The sequence below is a fragment of the Methylobacterium sp. J-072 genome, from assembly GCF_022829425.1.
Classification (GTDB): domain Bacteria; phylum Pseudomonadota; class Alphaproteobacteria; order Rhizobiales; family Beijerinckiaceae; genus Methylobacterium.
On the sequence record NZ_JAKSYK010000180.1, the window covers coordinates 1 to 15,073 of the forward strand.

The 15,073-nt window shown below is 71.6% G+C and carries 16 protein-coding genes; 3 read left to right on the forward strand and 13 right to left on the reverse strand.

Annotation, left to right across the window (positions count from 1 at the left end; all coding sequences use genetic code 11):
* Nucleotides 1–265: 265 nt before the first annotated feature.
* Both MKK67_RS21415 and MKK67_RS21420 read right to left on the reverse strand, forming a co-directional pair.
* Nucleotides 266–487, reverse strand: coding sequence for a heavy-metal-associated domain-containing protein (locus MKK67_RS21415; RefSeq protein ID WP_243969701.1), 222 nt, complete (start codon nucleotides 485–487; stop codon nucleotides 266–268).
* A gap of 62 nt (nucleotides 488–549) precedes the next feature.
* Nucleotides 550–1,422 carry a MipA/OmpV family protein gene (locus tag MKK67_RS21420; protein ID WP_243969210.1) on the reverse strand — a complete coding sequence of 291 codons (873 nt, stop codon included), beginning with the start codon at nucleotides 1,420–1,422 and terminating at the stop codon, nucleotides 550–552.
* A 302-nt stretch (nucleotides 1,423–1,724) separates the two neighbouring features.
* On the opposite strand from MKK67_RS21420, the gene MKK67_RS21425 reads away from it, so the two are divergent.
* Entirely contained in the window at nucleotides 1,725–3,185 is a 1,461-nt protein-coding gene (locus MKK67_RS21425) for an EAL domain-containing protein (RefSeq protein ID WP_243969212.1), read from the forward strand.
* A gap of 22 nt (nucleotides 3,186–3,207) precedes the next feature.
* Here MKK67_RS21425 and MKK67_RS21430 read toward each other — a convergent pair whose 3' ends face one another.
* The 7 genes from MKK67_RS21430 to bla all read right to left on the reverse strand — a co-directional run bounded on the left by MKK67_RS21430 (nucleotide 3,208) and on the right by bla (nucleotide 9,865).
* A complete protein-coding gene (locus tag MKK67_RS21430) occupies nucleotides 3,208–4,497 on the reverse strand; it encodes an OprO/OprP family phosphate-selective porin (protein ID WP_243969214.1) in 1,290 nt (429 codons plus the stop codon).
* Nucleotides 4,498–4,726: 229 nt separating this feature from the next.
* Nucleotides 4,727–6,010 carry an MFS transporter gene (locus MKK67_RS21435; RefSeq protein ID WP_243969215.1) on the reverse strand — a complete coding sequence of 428 codons (1,284 nt, stop codon included), beginning with the start codon at nucleotides 6,008–6,010 and terminating at the stop codon, nucleotides 4,727–4,729.
* Entirely contained in the window at nucleotides 6,007–6,921 is a 915-nt protein-coding gene (locus MKK67_RS21440; RefSeq protein ID WP_243969217.1) for an alpha/beta hydrolase, read from the reverse strand. The genes MKK67_RS21435 and MKK67_RS21440 overlap by 4 nt, the downstream gene beginning before the upstream one ends.
* A gap of 202 nt (nucleotides 6,922–7,123) precedes the next feature.
* A complete protein-coding gene (panC, locus tag MKK67_RS21445) occupies nucleotides 7,124–7,972 on the reverse strand; it encodes a pantoate--beta-alanine ligase (protein WP_243969219.1) in 849 nt (282 codons plus the stop codon).
* Nucleotides 7,973–8,041: 69 nt separating this feature from the next.
* Entirely contained in the window at nucleotides 8,042–8,404 is a 363-nt protein-coding gene (locus tag MKK67_RS21450; protein WP_243969221.1) for a hypothetical protein, read from the reverse strand.
* Nucleotides 8,405–8,476: 72 nt separating this feature from the next.
* Nucleotides 8,477–8,965 carry a YbaK/EbsC family protein gene (locus MKK67_RS21455; RefSeq protein ID WP_243969223.1) on the reverse strand — a complete coding sequence of 163 codons (489 nt, stop codon included), beginning with the start codon at nucleotides 8,963–8,965 and terminating at the stop codon, nucleotides 8,477–8,479.
* A gap of 12 nt (nucleotides 8,966–8,977) precedes the next feature.
* The gene (gene bla, locus MKK67_RS21460) at nucleotides 8,978–9,865 is read right to left on the reverse strand and encodes a class A beta-lactamase (protein ID WP_243969225.1); all 888 of its coding nucleotides are present in this window, start codon (nucleotides 9,863–9,865) and stop codon (nucleotides 8,978–8,980) included.
* A 174-nt stretch (nucleotides 9,866–10,039) separates the two neighbouring features.
* On the opposite strand from bla, the gene mnmE reads away from it, so the two are divergent.
* Nucleotides 10,040–11,365, forward strand: coding sequence for a tRNA uridine-5-carboxymethylaminomethyl(34) synthesis GTPase MnmE (gene mnmE / locus MKK67_RS21465; RefSeq protein ID WP_243969703.1), 1,326 nt, complete (start codon nucleotides 10,040–10,042; stop codon nucleotides 11,363–11,365).
* A gap of 240 nt (nucleotides 11,366–11,605) precedes the next feature.
* On the opposite strand, the gene MKK67_RS21470 is transcribed toward mnmE, so the two are convergent.
* Nucleotides 11,606–12,085 carry a hypothetical protein gene (locus MKK67_RS21470; protein WP_243969227.1) on the reverse strand — a complete coding sequence of 160 codons (480 nt, stop codon included), beginning with the start codon at nucleotides 12,083–12,085 and terminating at the stop codon, nucleotides 11,606–11,608.
* Between the two features lie 84 nt (nucleotides 12,086–12,169).
* Nucleotides 12,170–13,792, reverse strand: a complete 1,623-nt coding sequence (locus MKK67_RS21475) for an ABC-F family ATP-binding cassette domain-containing protein (RefSeq protein WP_243969229.1) — start codon at nucleotides 13,790–13,792, stop codon at nucleotides 12,170–12,172.
* Between the two features lie 244 nt (nucleotides 13,793–14,036).
* Between MKK67_RS21475 and MKK67_RS21480 the strand changes: the two genes are divergently transcribed.
* Nucleotides 14,037–14,297, forward strand: a complete 261-nt coding sequence (locus MKK67_RS21480) for a hypothetical protein (protein WP_243969231.1) — start codon at nucleotides 14,037–14,039, stop codon at nucleotides 14,295–14,297.
* 22 nt (nucleotides 14,298–14,319) lie between these two features.
* Here MKK67_RS21480 and MKK67_RS21485 read toward each other — a convergent pair whose 3' ends face one another.
* On the reverse strand, nucleotides 14,320–14,718 hold the full coding sequence (locus MKK67_RS21485) for a type II toxin-antitoxin system VapC family toxin (protein WP_243969233.1): 399 nt from the start codon (nucleotides 14,716–14,718) through the stop codon (nucleotides 14,320–14,322).
* Nucleotides 14,715–14,981 carry an AbrB/MazE/SpoVT family DNA-binding domain-containing protein gene (locus tag MKK67_RS21490; protein WP_243969236.1) on the reverse strand — a complete coding sequence of 89 codons (267 nt, stop codon included), beginning with the start codon at nucleotides 14,979–14,981 and terminating at the stop codon, nucleotides 14,715–14,717. Before MKK67_RS21490 ends, MKK67_RS21485 begins: the two co-directional genes overlap by 4 nt.
* Nucleotides 14,982–15,073: the final 92 nt, after the last annotated feature.

Genomic DNA, 15,073 nt, shown 5'->3' on the forward strand with positions numbered 1-15,073 from the left:
CCCCACGCAGCGCAAGGAAGGCTTGTTCGGCCTGGCGGCCTTCGGGCTGCTGCTGACCGGGATGTTTCTCAGCCGGTCGTAGGCGCCCACGGCGCTTCAGACCGGAGGAGATATTCCGTCCTCGCCCTCATCCTGAGGTGCTGCGCAGCGGCCTCGAAGGAGGCCTCCAGGGATCGCGCGGCCGGCTGGAGGGCTCCTTCGAGGCTCGCTTCGCTCACACCTCAGGATGAGGGCGAGGACGGGAGACACCGATCAGGTAAGCCCCTCACCCAGTCATGGCCGTGGCGGTGTAGCCGGCCTTGGTCAGGGCTTCGGCGATGACCAGGGCCTGGGCGTCGGTGCGGATCGCGACGCGGCCGGATTCGCGGTCGACCTGGACCTCGGCCGCCGGGTCGATCCGGTTGACCGTGCGGGTCACGGCGGCGGCGCAGCCGTCGCAGGTCATGCCCTCGACCTGCATCAGCAGGTCGGCGTGCGTCTCGTCCATCCGGGCCTCCGTGAACAGCGTCACCGGAATGTCGGGGCCGGGCGGTGCCGGCGCAAGACGCGTCAGAACTGCGCCGGCATGCGGAACGCGTAGTCGATCTTCAGGCCGAATTGGAACTGGTCGGGGTTGCCGAACGGGCGCCGCACCAGCGGGCTGTCGCCCGACGCGCCCAGGATCCGGGTGTAGCCGGCATAGCCCGTATAGGCCCAGGTCTCGTCCTGGGTGTAGGTCACGGCGCCGAGCACGCCCGCCGCGTAGAAGCTGTCGGGATTGTACGGGGTCACGCGGCCGTTGAGCGCCGCCTCGGCCGGCGACACGCCGAAATATTTCCGGGCGTAGCTGGCATCGCCGACGTTCAGGCGCGGTCCGAGCGAGAACAGGAACGGGCCCACCGGCATCAGGTAGTCGGCCGCGATCGAGCCGACCGTGCCGTGATGGCCGTACACGCCCTGGCGGATCTCGACGCGGGTGCGGATGGAGGGCGAGGGGTAGAACTCGGCGAACACCCCCGGCTCGAGGGCGATGCGGGCGTCCCGGAAGCCGAACAGGTGGCGCCGGTCGTCGCCGTAATAGCGGCCCGGCACGATGCGGGCGGTCGGGCCGATCCGGAACACGGGATCGTCGTAGAGCGAGACGCTGAAGCCGTCATCCGGCGTCGAGAAGCGGCGCGGCTCGCCGGCCTTGCGGATGTCGATCCCGGGATAGCCAACCGCGGTGTAGTCCGACGCGCCGGGATAGCGCGGGATCGCCTGGAGCGAGGCGCTGACGGTGACGATCCAGGTGCTCGGATCGACGGCGCCCGGATCGACCTGGGTGAAGACCGGCATCGGGCGCGACGGCGCCGCTCCGAGATCCGCGGCCAAGGTTGGCCCAGCGCCGAGGGCGAGAACGAGGGTGCCGATGGACGAGCCGACACGACGGAGGGAACGGAACATCGGGACGCACTTCGGAACACTTGGAGGCACGATCGTCATAGCCACGCTTTATGGCGCCTTTTCTTCCCATCCACATAAGCGCCCGGCGCAACCCTCGTCCGATCGCGTGCAAACCGCCCGGCCGTGACGATTCCGCAACGTTTCCGCGGGCGCCGGCATCACACCGGGCGGAATTCGCATGCCCTCGCCTTGCCGGGCGGGCCGCGCGGCGACAAAGATCGTCGCATCGGTCTTCGCCCGCCGAATCAGCGCCCGGGACTTCTCCCGGCGGCCGGTGCAGGCCCCTGTTAGGTGTTGTCACGATGATCCCGGTCCTCCGCCGGTACGCGGGGTTGTTGGCGGCCGGGCTTCTGGCGCTCGTCGTGCTCGGGCCGCTCGCGGTGTTCGCGCCGGCCACGAGCGCCCTGGCGCTCGGCGCGCTCGCCGCCGTCGCGGCTGGCCTCGCCCAGACGCGTGCCGCCACCCTGAAGGCGCGCTGCGACAAGCTGTCCGGCGAGGTCGACCTGCTGTCCCGGCGCCTGCTGAAGGCCGAGACCGCGGCCGCGCCGCCGCGGCAGGAGACGGGCGACGCCGCGCTCCGGGCCGAGGTCGAGGAATTGACCGTCGAACTGGGGCTGCTCAGCGGCATCGTACGCGACCTGACCCATGTGGTCGGCACCCAGGATTCCGAGATCGCCGCCCTCAAGGCCCGGCCGGAGCCGCGCCCGGAGCCCCTCCCCACCGTCGCCGCCGCCCAGGCTCATGCGGAGCCGGCGCGCACCCAGGCGCCTCCGGAACCCGAGCGCCCGGCACCCCCGAGCCCTCAGGGTGCAGCCCCTTCGCGGGCGCCGATCGAGCCGCGCCCGATCGCCCAGGACGCCCCGCCCGAGCCGGTGCCCGCACCGCGACCGATCCCGCCGCGCCCCGTCCCCCGTGCGCCCGCGCCCTGGGCCGAGAGCGAGGCCGAGATCGTCCGGGCCTTCGAGGCGGACGCGCTGGAGATCCACCTGCAGCCGGTGGTGACCCTGCCCCAGCGCAAGGTCACGGCCTACGAGGCGCTGGCCCGCCTGCGGGTCGAGGGCCGCCTCATCGAGCCGGAGGCGTTTCTGCCGGCTCTGGAGCGCTACGGCCGCACCACCGAGCTCGACCGGCGCATGCTGCAGCGGGCCGCCATCGTGGTGCGCCACCTCGCTCGCCGGGGCAGCGAGACCATGCTGACCTACGGCCTGTCGCCGCTCTCGCTGTTCGAGCCCGGCCTCCTCCGGGAGCTGGCGCGCAACGTGGCCGAGGATCCCGCCCTGGCCGGGCTGGCGATCGCCCTGCCCCAGGCGAGCTGGCACGGCCTCGACGGCGGCCAGCGGGGCCTGCTCCTGCCCCTGCGCGGCCGGATCGGGTTCAGCCTCGACCGGGCGGATGATCTGCGCTTCGACGTGGCCCAGCTCGCCGGGCTCGGGGTCGGCCAGGTCAAGGTGCCGGCCGAGATGCTGCTGCGGCCGGGCTCGGACCGGCGCAGGCTGTCGGACATCGCCATCGAGGATCTGGCGCCCGCCCTGGCCCGGGCCGGCATCCGCCTGGTCGCCACCGGCGTCACCGACGAGGCCGACGTGCCCGACCTGATCGACCTCGACGTGCCCTACGCCCAGGGCGCGGCCTTCGCGGCGCCGCGACCGGTGCGGGCCGAGGTTTTGGCCGCGCCGCCGCCGTCCGAGGCGCCCCCACCACCGCCGGCCGAGCCGGAGCCCGAGCGGCGGCCGTTCCGCTCGGTCCTGCGCAGAGCCGTCTGACGAGCGGTCCGAGCCGCGGGTCTCACCAATAAATCTGGAGCCGTCCCAGGACGGTGTCCACCGAGAACGGCGCGGTGCCCAGCGCGTCGGACTGGGCCGCGCCCGGCTGCACGCGGCCGTGGATGACGTTGGCGATCAGGCGCAGGTTCGGCTCGGGGTACCAGCTCAGGCCCAGGCTCACGTCCTGCTCGGCGCCGCCGCGAAACCCCCGGGCGTTCAGCGCGATGGCGCTGTAGCGGGCGGACAGCTCGAACACGCCGATCCCGCCCCGGGAGACCCTTTGGTCGTCCCGCGGCTGGACGCCCTTGAAGGTGGCGTAGGTGGTGCCGCCCTGCGGGGCCAGCGCGTAGGCGCGGCCCGCCCCGTTCAGCACCCAGCCGGCCTCGACATAGCCGCCCTGGAAGGCGAGGGTGGGGACGGTCTCGCCTGGGCCGCCGAACCGGTCGATCGCGGCGCGGATAACCTCGGCCTGCACCAGGAACGGGCCGTTGCGATAGGCGAACTCGGCGCCGATCCGGGACACCCGCGCCACGTCCGGCAGGTCGCCGGTATCGACGAACGGACGCGTGAACAGGAACGCCTCCGGCGGGGTGGAGAAGCTGAAAGGCCCGTCGCCCCGGGCGCGGCTCTGGTAGATGCCGGCCAGCCCGAGATGCAGGGTCTCGCGCTCCTCCAGGATCGGCGCCACCGTGGCCCGGCCCGCGGCCGCCACCCCGTCGCCGGTGATGCCGTTGCTGGCGGCGTCGCCGAACACGCTCGCCACGGCGGTCCAGGCCTGCCCGTGATGCCCGATCGCGAAGCCGAAGCGGCGATCCGGCACGAAGGCGTTGGCCAGGGAGCGCTCGGCGAACAGGGTGTCGTTGTTGCTCTGCAGCCATTCGAGGCTGAACGGCACCTTCATGTTGCCGACCGTCAGGATCGTGTCCGGCAGCCCCTTCCAGGCGACGAAGGCGTCGTTGATCGGCAGCATCGGATCGCTGAAATCGTACTGGAAGGCGACCACCCAGTCCTTGCCGATGGTGAGGGTCGGCTCGATCCACGAGCGGCGCACCGCGACGCTGTCGGGGAAGGTCGCGGCGAGGCCCGGCCGGCTGAAGCTCGCCGCGCCGGCATCGAGATGCAGGCGGCCGCCGATCTGGAGCTTCACTTCGGGCTCGGGAAAGCTGAGCGTCAGGCCCTTCGCGTCGTAGCGCAGGCGCTCGCCGGAGGGGCCGGCCATACCCTCGATCGCGTCCTCGATCGCGTCCTGGGCCGCGCCGGCGGGCGACGCGGCGGCCAGCGACAGGGCCAGCAGGGCAGGGGCACGGCGCATTCCCATCACCCGGCCACAGAGCAGGTCGGGGGACCGGTGCCAATCACGTCAGGCAGCGAACGCCCGAATCGCCGAGGGCGTGGCCCGGCGGCCACGGCTTGGCGACGGGCAGCGGACCGCAGGCTAGGCTTCGTATCCCGTCAGGGCCACGCGGTCCCGGCCGGCCGCGCAGGCGGCAATCGGGCGGCGGCCAACAGCCCGATCAGGGCAGCGCCGGCCAGCAGAACCATCACCCGGGAAAAGCCGTCCTCGCCGAACGCCACGGCGCCGAGGGTGACGCCGATGCTGCCGCCGAGCAGCGTGCAGCTGTTGACGATGCCGGAGCCCTGACCCGCCTGCGGCCCGGGAATCTCGGCCAGCGCCAGGCGCGGCGCGATCGCGTAGGGTACGGCCAGGCCCCCCCCCCGAGCCAGAACAGCCCGAACCCGAGGAGCGGGAGCGCACGGGCTTCGAAGGCCCACGCCACACCCGGGGCCGCCGCGGCGACCAGCACCAGTGCCGCCCCGATGGGTCGCCGCACCCCGAACCGCGCCGCGAGCCGGGGAGCGAGCAGCGCGAAGGCGAGCAGCCCCGCGCTCATCGGCAGCAACAGGGCCCCGGCGGCGATCGCGCTGAGGCCGAGGCCGTCCGGTCTCTGGGCCTCGAGGTTGAAGAACAGCAGCAGCGGCAGGATGCAGACCATCGCCGTGGTGGCGATGACCAGGGCCGGCCTGAAGCCCCGCGTCGCGAACAGGCCGAAATCGACCAGGGGGTCGGGCCGGCGCCGCTCCTGGCGCACGAACAGCGCGAAGGCCAGGAGCGCGAGGCCGAGCGGCACGGCCAGCCGGAGGGGAGCCCGGCCGACATGGGCGAGCCCCTCCAGGGCGAAGATCGTGGCGACCATCGCGACGGCCAGGGACACGAAGCCGACTCCGTCGAAGCGGTGCCGCCCGGTTGCCGGCAGCGCGGGTCGGCGCGGTCCCGCGAACCACAGGCCGCACGCGGCCAGCAGGATGGCGGCCCCATCCGCCCAGAAGATCACGCGCCATCCGGTGAGATGGGTCAGAATCCCCCCGATCAGAGGCCCGATGCTGAAGCCGAGCATCAGCGCCCCGCCCCAGGCGCCGATCGCCGCCGCGCGGCGTTCGGGCGGGCTCGCGGTACTGATCGCCGCCAGGGTGCTGGGGATCGACAGGGCCGCGCCGAGACCCTGGAGCGCGCGGCCGGCGAGCAGCATGTCCGCATCCCGCGCCAGGGCGATCACGGCGGAGGCGAGGGCGAACAGCAGCAGGCCGACCACGGAGGCCCGGGCCGCACCGATCCGGTCGGTGATGGTGCCGCCCAGCATCACGCAGGCGGCGGCCGCCACGAGATAGGCGTTCACCGCCCAGGCCAGGTGGCCGGCATCCAGCGCGAGATCGCGCCGCATGGTCGGCAGCGCGGTCATGATCGCCGTGCCGTTGATCCCGATGGCCAGCATGCCGAGGCAGCACGACAGGACGACGAGACGCGCGCCCGCCGGCCCGGCCGTCATGCGCCGGCTGCCCCATCCAGCCGCGCCCGGATGAACCGGCCCGCGCTCGCCAGGGAGCGCCGGCCGGCCGCGACCTCCGGGTAGAACAGGTGCCAGGCGTGGATCATGTGCGGCCAGACCTCCAGCGCGACCGCCACATCCGCCGCCGCGGCCACCCCGGCGAGCCGCAGGGCGTCGTCGAGGAGGGTTTCGGCGGAGCCGACCTGGATGAGCGTCGGCGGCAGGCCGGCCAGATCGGCCTGGATCGGCGAGACCAGCGGGTCGCGCGGATCGGCGCCGTTGAGATAGGCGGTGGCGAGCTCAGTCAGGTAGGCCCGGCTGATCAGCGGATCGACGGCGGCCTTGGTGTCCAGGCTCCCGCCGGTGAGCGCCAGGTCGGTCCAGGGTGAGCTGAGCCAGAGGCAACCGGGCAGCGGCATCCCCCGCGCCCGCAGCGACAGGGCGGTCGCCATAGCGAGGCCGCCCCCCGCGCTCTCGCCGGCCAGGGCGATGCGCTCGGGCGCGAACCCGGCTTCGAGCAGGAACCGGTAGCCGGCCAGCGCGTCACCGATCGCCGCCGGGTACGGGTGCTCGGGCGCGAGCCGGTAGGCGAGGGCGAGGGTGCGCGTCCCCGCCTCCCGGCCGGCCTGGGCGACCATGTGGCGGTGGCTCGCCAGCGACCCCGAGACGTAGCCGCCCCCGTGCAGGAACAGGATCACCCGGTCCCGGTCGGCCTCCGGCGTCGCGGTCCATTCCGCGGGCACGTCCCGGGCCTTGGCCGGCTGGACATGGACATCGTCCGGCAGCGGATAGTTTGCCCCGAGCGCATCCACGCGGGCGCGGCGGGCCGCGAGATCGGCCGGTCTCGGGCTGGCGGCCAGACGGGCGCGGATCCGGTCGATGTCGCTGGCATCAGGCGAAGGGGTCGGCATCGTCGGGTCTCGGCGCGGCGGGAATACAGTCACGATGGCCGGAGCCGCGTGATCGGCCAAGATGAGCGCGATCCCGCTGCTGACGCAACTGGAGGTTTGAAGGACTTGAAAAGTTGCAGGGCGCTACCCTGCACCCGCAAAAGGTCACGGACCTTTTGAAACCTTGGGTTTCCCGTCGATGCGCTTGGGCGCCGGACGAACGCTAGACCGCCACGTTGTCGATCAGCCGGGTCCGGCCGAGGAACGCGGCCACGAGAACCCGGGCGGGTGCGTCCACCCGCTCGACCGGCGCCAGGGTCCGGGCGTCGCAGACCACGAGGTATTGCACTTGGAAGCCCGCCGCCTCCAGCGCCGCGCGTCCCTCGGCGACCGGGCCCGCGACCGGGCTGCCGCCGCGAGCCGCGGCGGCGATCTCGGTCAGCACCGCGTGGAGCCGCGGGGCCACCGCGCGCTCCTCGGGCGAGAGGTAGCGGTTGCGCGACGACAGGGCGAGGCCGTCCCCTTCCCGCACGGTCGGCACGCCCCGGATCTCCACCGGCAGGTCGAGATCGGCCACCGCCTGCTGGATCACCCGGAGCTGCTGGAAATCCTTCTCGCCGAACAGGGCGACATCCGGCCCGACCTGGGTCAGGAGCTTGGTCACCACCGTGGCGACCCCCGAGAAATGCCCGGGCCGGAACGGGCCGCACAGCCCCTCGGTCAACCCGGCGACATCAATCCGGGTGGCGAAGCCCGGCGGGTACATGGTCTCCACCGCGGGCGTCCAGGCAGCGTCGGCACCGGCCCGGCCGAGCAGGGCGAGATCGGCCTCGAGGTCGCGCGGGTAGCGCGAAAAATCCTCGTTCGGGCCGAACTGGGTCGGGTTCACGAAGATGCTGGCGACGACCCGCCGGCCGATCCGCCTCGCCTCGGCCACAAGGGCGAGATGGCCCTCGTGCAGGGCCCCCATGGTCGGCACCAGGACGACGCGCTCGCCCGCGCCGCGCCAGTCGGCCACGCTCCGGCGCAGGGCGGCGAGATCGCTGAAACGCTGGGGTGTCGATTCGGGCACGGGTCGGGCTCCGCGGCGGGGCGCCGATCTAGAACATGATCCGCCGGAGTGGAACCCGCCTGCGCGGGATCAGGGGCAGTACGGCAGCAGCGACCGGCCGAACGGGTCGTCGACGCCGAGCGGCGGCGTGAAGCCGTAATAGCTCGGATGCGACAGGCCGTACTCCGAGCCGACATAGCTCGGATCGTCCGGCGCGTTGGTCGGCACCGGCACCCGGCGGGGCGTGCAGCCCACCGGAACCGCCCGCGTGCGAAGGCTGTAGACCGGCGGCCGGTCGATCCCGTCGTTGCGCGGGAAGAAACGCGGTCCGCTGCGGGTCACCGTCTCGTAGCCGCCGCGCACATCGAGATCCGCCGCGGGGGCGTGGTGCCCGGTGATCAGCAGAGCCAGGCCGAGCGCCGTCCCGATCGCGTATCGCCCCGTCACCCGCATGCCCGACCCATCCCCGTTCCGGCGGCAGGGTGCGGGAACAGGGTAAACGGCAGCTTACGCCCGCGCCGCGGTTCAGGTCAGCGGCACCACCAGGGCCGCGAGGGCGGCTACGAGATCGCCCTCGGTCAGGCGGATCTGCAGGCCACGCCCGCCGCCGTTGATGTGGATCTCGGCCGCCGGGTCCGACAGCGAGCCGGCATCGATCGCGGTCGGAAACACCCGCTTCTGCCCGAGCGGGCTGATGCCGCCGACATGGTAGCCGGTCAGGCGCTCGGCGTCGGCGGGCTTGAGCATCGCCGCCGCCTTGCCGGAAAACGCCGCGGCGACCCGCTTCATCGCAACCTCCTTGTCGGAGGCGACCAGCAGGCAGACGGTCTTGCCGTCCACCGCCGCCATCAGGGTCTTGAGCACCCGGCTGGGCGCGACGCCGAGCGCCTCCGCGGCCTGGAGGCCGATGCGCGGCGCCTCCGGGTCGTACTCATAGGCGTGGAGGCTGTAGCGCAGGCCGACCTTGTCGAGGGCCTGGGTCGCGCGGGTGGTCTTTGCGGGCGTCTTGGCCATGGCCGTCTCGGTTCAGGCTCCCCCCGCCCGCGCGGCGACGAGCCGGCCGATCTCCGCATAGGCCGCCTCCACCGCCTCCGCCGGGACTTGGGCTCCGGTGATGTACACGCAGGCGAAGACCGGCGCATGGCCCGGCGGCCGCAGGATCGCCACGTCGTTGAACGTGCCGTTGTCGCCGGTTCCGGTCTTGTCGCCGACGGGCCAGTCCGGCGGCAACCCAGCCCGGATGCGCTTCAGCCCGGTCCGGGATGCGGCCATCCAGGCCTCCAGCCGCGCGCGCGACGCGGCCGACAGGACGGGGCCGACCAGCACGCGCCCGAGGGTGTCGCGCATCGCCGCCGGGCTGGTGGTGTCACGCGGGTCGCCGGGCAGCGCGGTGTTCAGGGTCGGCTCGTTGCGGTCGAGGCGGGTGACGGAATCGCCGATGCCGCGCAGCCAAAGGGTCAGCGCCTCGGGGCCGCCCAAAGCCGTGAGCAACAGGTTAGCCGCGCTGTTGTCACTCCATTCGAGCGCGGCAGCGCAGAGATCCGACACCGTCATCCGCCCGGTGCCGCCGCCGGCTTCCAGCGTTTTTCGGGTGATCGGCGCGTAGCTGAGAAGATCGTCGGGTCCAAACGCGATGGCCCGGTCCAGAGATTCGCTCCCCGCATCGACCCGGGCCAGCACGGCGGCGGCGGCCAGAGCCTTGAAGGTACTGCACATTGGGAACAGCTCATCCGCCCGATGGCTCAGAACGACGCCCGCCTGCGTGCCCGCCGAAACCCCGAGCCGCCCGCCGAGCCGGCGCTCGATCGCGGCCAGTGCGGGCTCGGACTCCTCGGCGCGAGCGAGCCCGCGGCGCAGGATCAGCGGCGCGGCGAGGGTGCTCAAGCAGGCGGTGCGGCGGGTCCAGGATGTCATGGCGCGACTCGGTCTTTCGACGGCATCGCCGGCCGATGTGATGGCCTAGCTTGGCCATTCGATGGCGGCGGTGGAGCGGCGGTGCTCAGATGCTAAGGAGCAGGCGCGCGTGTTTCACGTGAAACGCGCCTTCACGAATCCACACGGATGCCGATCCCCGCCGGCGACATCACCATGACCGAGACCGAAACCCTCTTCGCCCCCGCCAGCGGCTTCGGCCGGGCCGCCGTCTCGGTGATCCGGGTGAGCGGACCGGCCGCCGGGCAAGCGCTTGTCGCCCTCGGCGGCCAGCTGCCCCCACCCCGCCGAATGTCCCTGCGGACCTTGCGGGACCCCGCGGACGGCACGGAACTCGACCGGGCGCTGGTCGCGTGGTTCCCCGGACCCGACACCTATAGCGGCGAGGACATGGCCGAGCTGCACCTCCATGGCGGTGCGGCGGTGCGGCTGGGGGTGCTCACCGCCCTGGCCCGGATGCCGGGCTGCCGCGCCGCCGGTCCGGGCGCCTTCACCCGCCGGGCGGTGCTCAACGGCCGGATGGACCTCGCCGAGGCCGAGGCGGTGGCCGACCTGATCGATGCCGAGACCGAGGGGCAGCGCCGCCAGGCCCTGCGCCAGCTCGACGGCGCGTTGAGCCGCCAAGTCGCCGCGTGGCGAGCCAAGGCGATCGATTGCCTCGCGGCCGCGGAAGCCGCCCTGGATTTTTCGGACGAGGGCGATGTCGATGAGGCTGGCCTCGACACCGCCCTGTTCGGCCGCGCTGCCGCCCTGCGCGAAGACATCGCCCTCGCGCTCCACGACGGCCGGCGGGGCGAGCGCCTGCGCGACGGCTTTTTCGTCGTGCTGGCGGGCGCGCCCAATGCCGGGAAATCGACCCTGCTGAACGCCCTCAGCCGCCGGGACGTGGCGATCGTGTCGGACATGCCGGGCACCACTCGGGACGCCATCGAGGTCCGCCTCGATCTCGGCGGCCTGCCGGTGTTCTTAGTGGACACCGCCGGCCTGCGTGACACCGCCGAGCCGGTGGAGGCCGAAGGCATCCTCCGCAGCCGAGCCCGCATCGGCTCCGCGGATCTGGTGCTGGCCCTGGTCCCCCCGGACGGCGCGGTGCCCGACCTCGGCGAGGCGGGGGTTCGGACGTTGACGGTGCACACCAAGGCCGATTTGTTCGCCGGCTCATCACAAGATATGCCGCCCGGTGTGCTTGCCGTTTCGGCCCGAACCGGAGCAGGCCTGGAGGCGCTTCTCGACGCGATCCAGAAGGAGGCGGCGGTCGGTCTCGGCGCCGGCGATGCGCTGGTCACCCGAGCGCGCCACCGGGCGGCGCTGGAGGCCTGCGTCGCGCATCTCGACCGGCTGCTCGCAGGGGAGGGCGCCCTGCCTGAACTCGCCGCAGAGGATCTACGCTTGGCTGTCCGGTCCCTCGGCGAGGTCGGCGGCCATGTCGGCGTCGAGGATGTTTTGGACCGGCTGTTCTCCGGATTTTGTATCGGAAAGTAGTTTTATTAGTCGGCGCATTATTTAGAACGCGGCCGGCGTTTGTGATGATTTTGAAATGGATTTTGGGGGGTCTTCCTACCCACACCCTCATCCTGAGGTGCCGCGTCAGCGGCCTCGAAGGAGGGCTCCAGGGATCGCGCCGCAGGCTGGAGGGCTCCTTCGAGGGCTCCGCTGCGCTACGCCACCTCAGGATGAGGGAGAGGTTTGGAGCTCTGTAGTCTCGAACCGCAAGCGATCACCCTAGCGCGGGATCCGCAGGATCCGCGGGCGCCAGATCCCCAGCGCGACATTGGCGGTCGCCACCGCCAGCAGCACCCACAGCGTGCCGCGCTCGCCCTCGAGCGAGCGGGCCAAGGCCGCGGGATCGAGCAGACCGGCCAGCGCCCGCGCACTCTGCTCGGCCTCGCGCTTCATCGGGCCCTGGATGTAGACCAGGCCGCCCTCGAACATCAGGACGCCGGTGGCGAGCTTGATCCAGGCCCAGCCGGCATTGAGGTAGGCGCGATTGAGCGCCATCGCCAGCAGGCCGGACATCAGGGTCACGGCCAAGGACGGCAGGAAGATCCAGGTGGCGACGGCGCCCATGGCACCCCGGATCGCGGCGTAGCCGGGCAGGGCGGCCGGCGCCGGGGCCAGGCTCACCATGACCACCAGGGCCGCCATCGCGCCCAAGAGGCCGGCGGATCCCATCGTGTGCAGGAATTTCAGGACGCGTCGCACGCCGTCTCAGCCCCCAGGGTCGGGCCGAGCATAGCGCCGGACATCCCAGGCGGGAGCAGGCCCGAAGGTCGCGCCTCGGGCCTGTCAGCTGCGCAGGCCCGGCGCCTCCTGGCCGGTGCGGGCGACGTATTCGGTGTAGCCGCCGCCATATTGGTGGATGCCCTCGGGGGTCACCTCCAGCACCCGGTTCGACAGGGCCCCGAGGAAGTGACGATCGTGGGAGACGAACAGCATCGTGCCCTCGTAGGCGCCGAGCGCCGCGATCAGCATCTCCTTGGTGCCCATGTCGAGGTGGTTGGTCGGCTCGTCGAGCACCAGAAAATTCGGCGGGTCGTAGAGCATCAGGGCCATGACCAGCCGGGCCTTCTCGCCGCCCGAGAGCACCCGGCAGCGCTTCTCGACATCGTCGCCCGAGAAGCCGAAGCAGCCGGCGAGCGCCCGGAGCGAGCCCTGGCCGGCCTGCGGGAACGCGTCCTCCAGGGTCTGGAACACGGTGCGGTCGCCGTCGAGCAGGTCCATGGCGTGCTGGGCGAAGTAGCCGAGCTTGACGCTGCCGCCGACCGTGACCGAGCCGTCATCGGGCTCGGTGGTGCCGGTGACGAGCTTCAGGAGCGTCGACTTGCCGGCGCCGTTGATCCCCATCACGCACCAGCGCTCCCGGCGGCGCACCGAGAAGTCGAGCCCCTCGTAGATCGTGCGGCTGCCGTAGCGTTTGTGCACGCCCTTGAGCATCACGACGTCGTCGCCCGAGCGCGGCGCCGGCTGGAACTCGAAGGCCACGGATTGCCGGCGCCGGGGCGGCTCGACGCGCTCGATCTTGTCGAGCTTCTTCACCCGGCTCTGGACCTGGGCGGCATGGGAGGCCCGGGCCTTGAACCGCTCGATGAAGGCGATCTCCTTGGCGAGCATCGCCTGCTGGCGCTCGAACTGCGCCTGCTGCTGCGCCTCGTTCAGCTTCCGCTGCTCCTCGTAGAAGGCATAATCGCCCGAGAAGGTGGTGAGCGCGCCGCCGTCGATCTCGATCACCTTGGTGACGATGCGGTTCATGAACTCGCGGTCGTGCGAGGTCATCAGCAGGGCGCCGTCATAGGCCTTCAGGAACGATTCGAGCCAGATCAGGCTCTCCAGGTCGAGGTGGTTGGAGGGCTCGTCGAGCAGCATCACGTCCGGGCGCATCAGCAGGATGCGGGCCAGCGCCACGCGCATCTTCCAGCCCCCCGAGAGGGCGCCGACATCCCCGTCCATCATCTCCTGGCTGAAGCTGAGGCCGTCGAGCACCTCGCGGGCGCGGCCCTCCAGGGCGTAGCCGTCGAGCTCCTCGAACCGGGCCTGGACCTCGCCGTAGCGCTCGACCAGGGCGTCCATCTCGTCGGCGCGGTCGGGGTCGGCCAGCGCCGCGCCGAGCTCGGCGAGCTCCGCCGCCACCGCGCTCACCGGCCCGGCCCCGTCCATCACCTCGGTGACGACGCTGCGGCCGGCCATCTCGCCGACATCCTGGCTGAAATACCCGATGGTGATGCCCCGGTCGGCGGAGACCTGGCCCTCGTCGGGCTGCTCCTGGCCGATGATCATCCGGAACAGGGTGGTCTTGCCGGCCCCGTTGGGACCCACGAGCCCGATCTTCTCGCCCCGCTGCAGGGCGGCCGAGGCCTCGATGAAGACGAGCTGCCGCCCGTTCTGCTTGGTGATTTTGTCCAGGCGTATCATGAAGGGCGGTTGCCGTGTCCGGGGGAGGGCTTTCTTCAGGCCGCTTACGGCATGGATCGAGACGGCGCAAAGACGGAGCCGGGATCGCGGGCTGTGGGATGCTTCACGCAACCGTGGTCGGGAGACCGGGAGCCAAGGGCAGGCTGGGCCGTTGTGCCCCGCGCGACGCCTTGGGTTGGGCATCATCTTTATCTAGACGCCGGCACATACCTGTCGGGCTGAGGCTCGCGAGACGAGGACCACGATGCTGTTCGGTTGGTGGAAGACGAGCCTCGACATGGCCATGCTGGGGCTGGAAGCGCAGGGGGTGATCGCCCAGCGCATGGCGATGTTCGCGGTGGGCGGCCCGGCCGCGCAGCTTGAGGCGCAGCGCATGGTCACGGAGAAGATCATGGCGGCGAGCGAGGCGGCCCTGATGGTCGCCTCCGGCGCCTCGAACAGCAAGGTGATCCGCAGCTACCGCCGGAAGGTCCAGGCCAACGCCAAGCGGCTGAGCAAGGGCTGAGGTATCCGGACCGGGGCCGCGTTCAGGAGAGGAGCTGCGCGGCCTCCCCTTGCTGGGACAGCAGCGCCACGGCCTTCCGATCGAAGGAGATGAAGGTCTCGCCGCCAAGCCATCGGCCTTCATAGGCAATGACGCCGTCGGCGAAGTCGCCGCCGGCCTCGAGCAGCCTGAGCCCGGCTTCCACGGCGGGTCGGTTCATGGCGACGTTCCCAGTGTTGACCAAGGCGCGGATCGCGCCTGCGATATCCGCTGTCGCGAGCTTGGCCCCGCGCCGGAGGATCCAGACCAATTCGCACAGGCACGGCAGCGGGACCGCGATCGTGGTCGCATCTGTGAGCAGCTTTCGGGCTGAGCGGCCCTGCTCGGGATCGTCCGCCAGAATCGCGCGCACCAACACGTTGGTGTCGACGGCGATGTTCATGCGTCGTCCGACACGCCGGCCCACCCCGCGTCGGTGATGGCGTTCATCGCCTCGATCGTCAGCGGTTGATCCAGCGTCACCTTTCCGTCGAGGGCATGAAGGAAGTCGTCGATGCTGCCGGTCGGCCGTGCCGCCCGCACCCGCAACTCACCGGCTGGCAATTTCTCGAAGTCGATCCGCTCGCCGGGCTTGACGCCGAGATGTTGCAGCAAGTCACGTTTGAGCTTGACCTGCCCTTTCACTGTCACCGCGAGGGACACCATCGCGATCTCCATAGGTCGGACTGGATCGAACGGAAGGTGAAATGACATTCCTGTCAAGGCGGAGGCCGTTTAGTCAGGATGCCGTAGGGGCA

What these genes read in the sequence shown, in the direction of transcription:
- MKK67_RS21455 (WP_243969223.1), bottom strand. Translation starts at nt 8,965, where the DNA reads ATGGCCAAGACGCCCGCAAAGACCACCCGCGCGACCCAGGCCCTCGAC.
- MKK67_RS21490 (WP_243969236.1), bottom strand. Translation starts at nt 14,981, where the DNA reads ATGGTGTCCCTCGCGGTGACAGTGAAAGGGCAGGTCAAGCTCAAACGT.
- MKK67_RS21440 (WP_243969217.1), bottom strand. Translation starts at nt 6,921, where the DNA reads ATGCCGACCCCTTCGCCTGATGCCAGCGACATCGACCGGATCCGCGCC.
- MKK67_RS21475 (WP_243969229.1), bottom strand. Translation starts at nt 13,792, where the DNA reads ATGATACGCCTGGACAAAATCACCAAGCAGAACGGGCGGCAGCTCGTC.
- MKK67_RS21430 (WP_243969214.1), bottom strand. Translation starts at nt 4,497, where the DNA reads ATGCGCCGTGCCCCTGCCCTGCTGGCCCTGTCGCTGGCCGCCGCGTCG.
- MKK67_RS21415 (WP_243969701.1), bottom strand. Translation starts at nt 487, where the DNA reads ATGGACGAGACGCACGCCGACCTGCTGATGCAGGTCGAGGGCATGACC.
- MKK67_RS21420 (WP_243969210.1), bottom strand. Translation starts at nt 1,422, where the DNA reads ATGTTCCGTTCCCTCCGTCGTGTCGGCTCGTCCATCGGCACCCTCGTT.
- MKK67_RS21425 (WP_243969212.1), top strand. Translation starts at nt 1,725, where the DNA reads ATGATCCCGGTCCTCCGCCGGTACGCGGGGTTGTTGGCGGCCGGGCTT.
- bla (WP_243969225.1), bottom strand. Translation starts at nt 9,865, where the DNA reads ATGACATCCTGGACCCGCCGCACCGCCTGCTTGAGCACCCTCGCCGCG.
- MKK67_RS21480 (WP_243969231.1), top strand. Translation starts at nt 14,037, where the DNA reads ATGCTGTTCGGTTGGTGGAAGACGAGCCTCGACATGGCCATGCTGGGG.
- MKK67_RS21485 (WP_243969233.1), bottom strand. Translation starts at nt 14,718, where the DNA reads ATGAACATCGCCGTCGACACCAACGTGTTGGTGCGCGCGATTCTGGCG.
- MKK67_RS21450 (WP_243969221.1), bottom strand. Translation starts at nt 8,404, where the DNA reads ATGCGGGTGACGGGGCGATACGCGATCGGGACGGCGCTCGGCCTGGCT.
- MKK67_RS21435 (WP_243969215.1), bottom strand. Translation starts at nt 6,010, where the DNA reads ATGACGGCCGGGCCGGCGGGCGCGCGTCTCGTCGTCCTGTCGTGCTGC.
- mnmE (WP_243969703.1), top strand. Translation starts at nt 10,040, where the DNA reads ATGACCGAGACCGAAACCCTCTTCGCCCCCGCCAGCGGCTTCGGCCGG.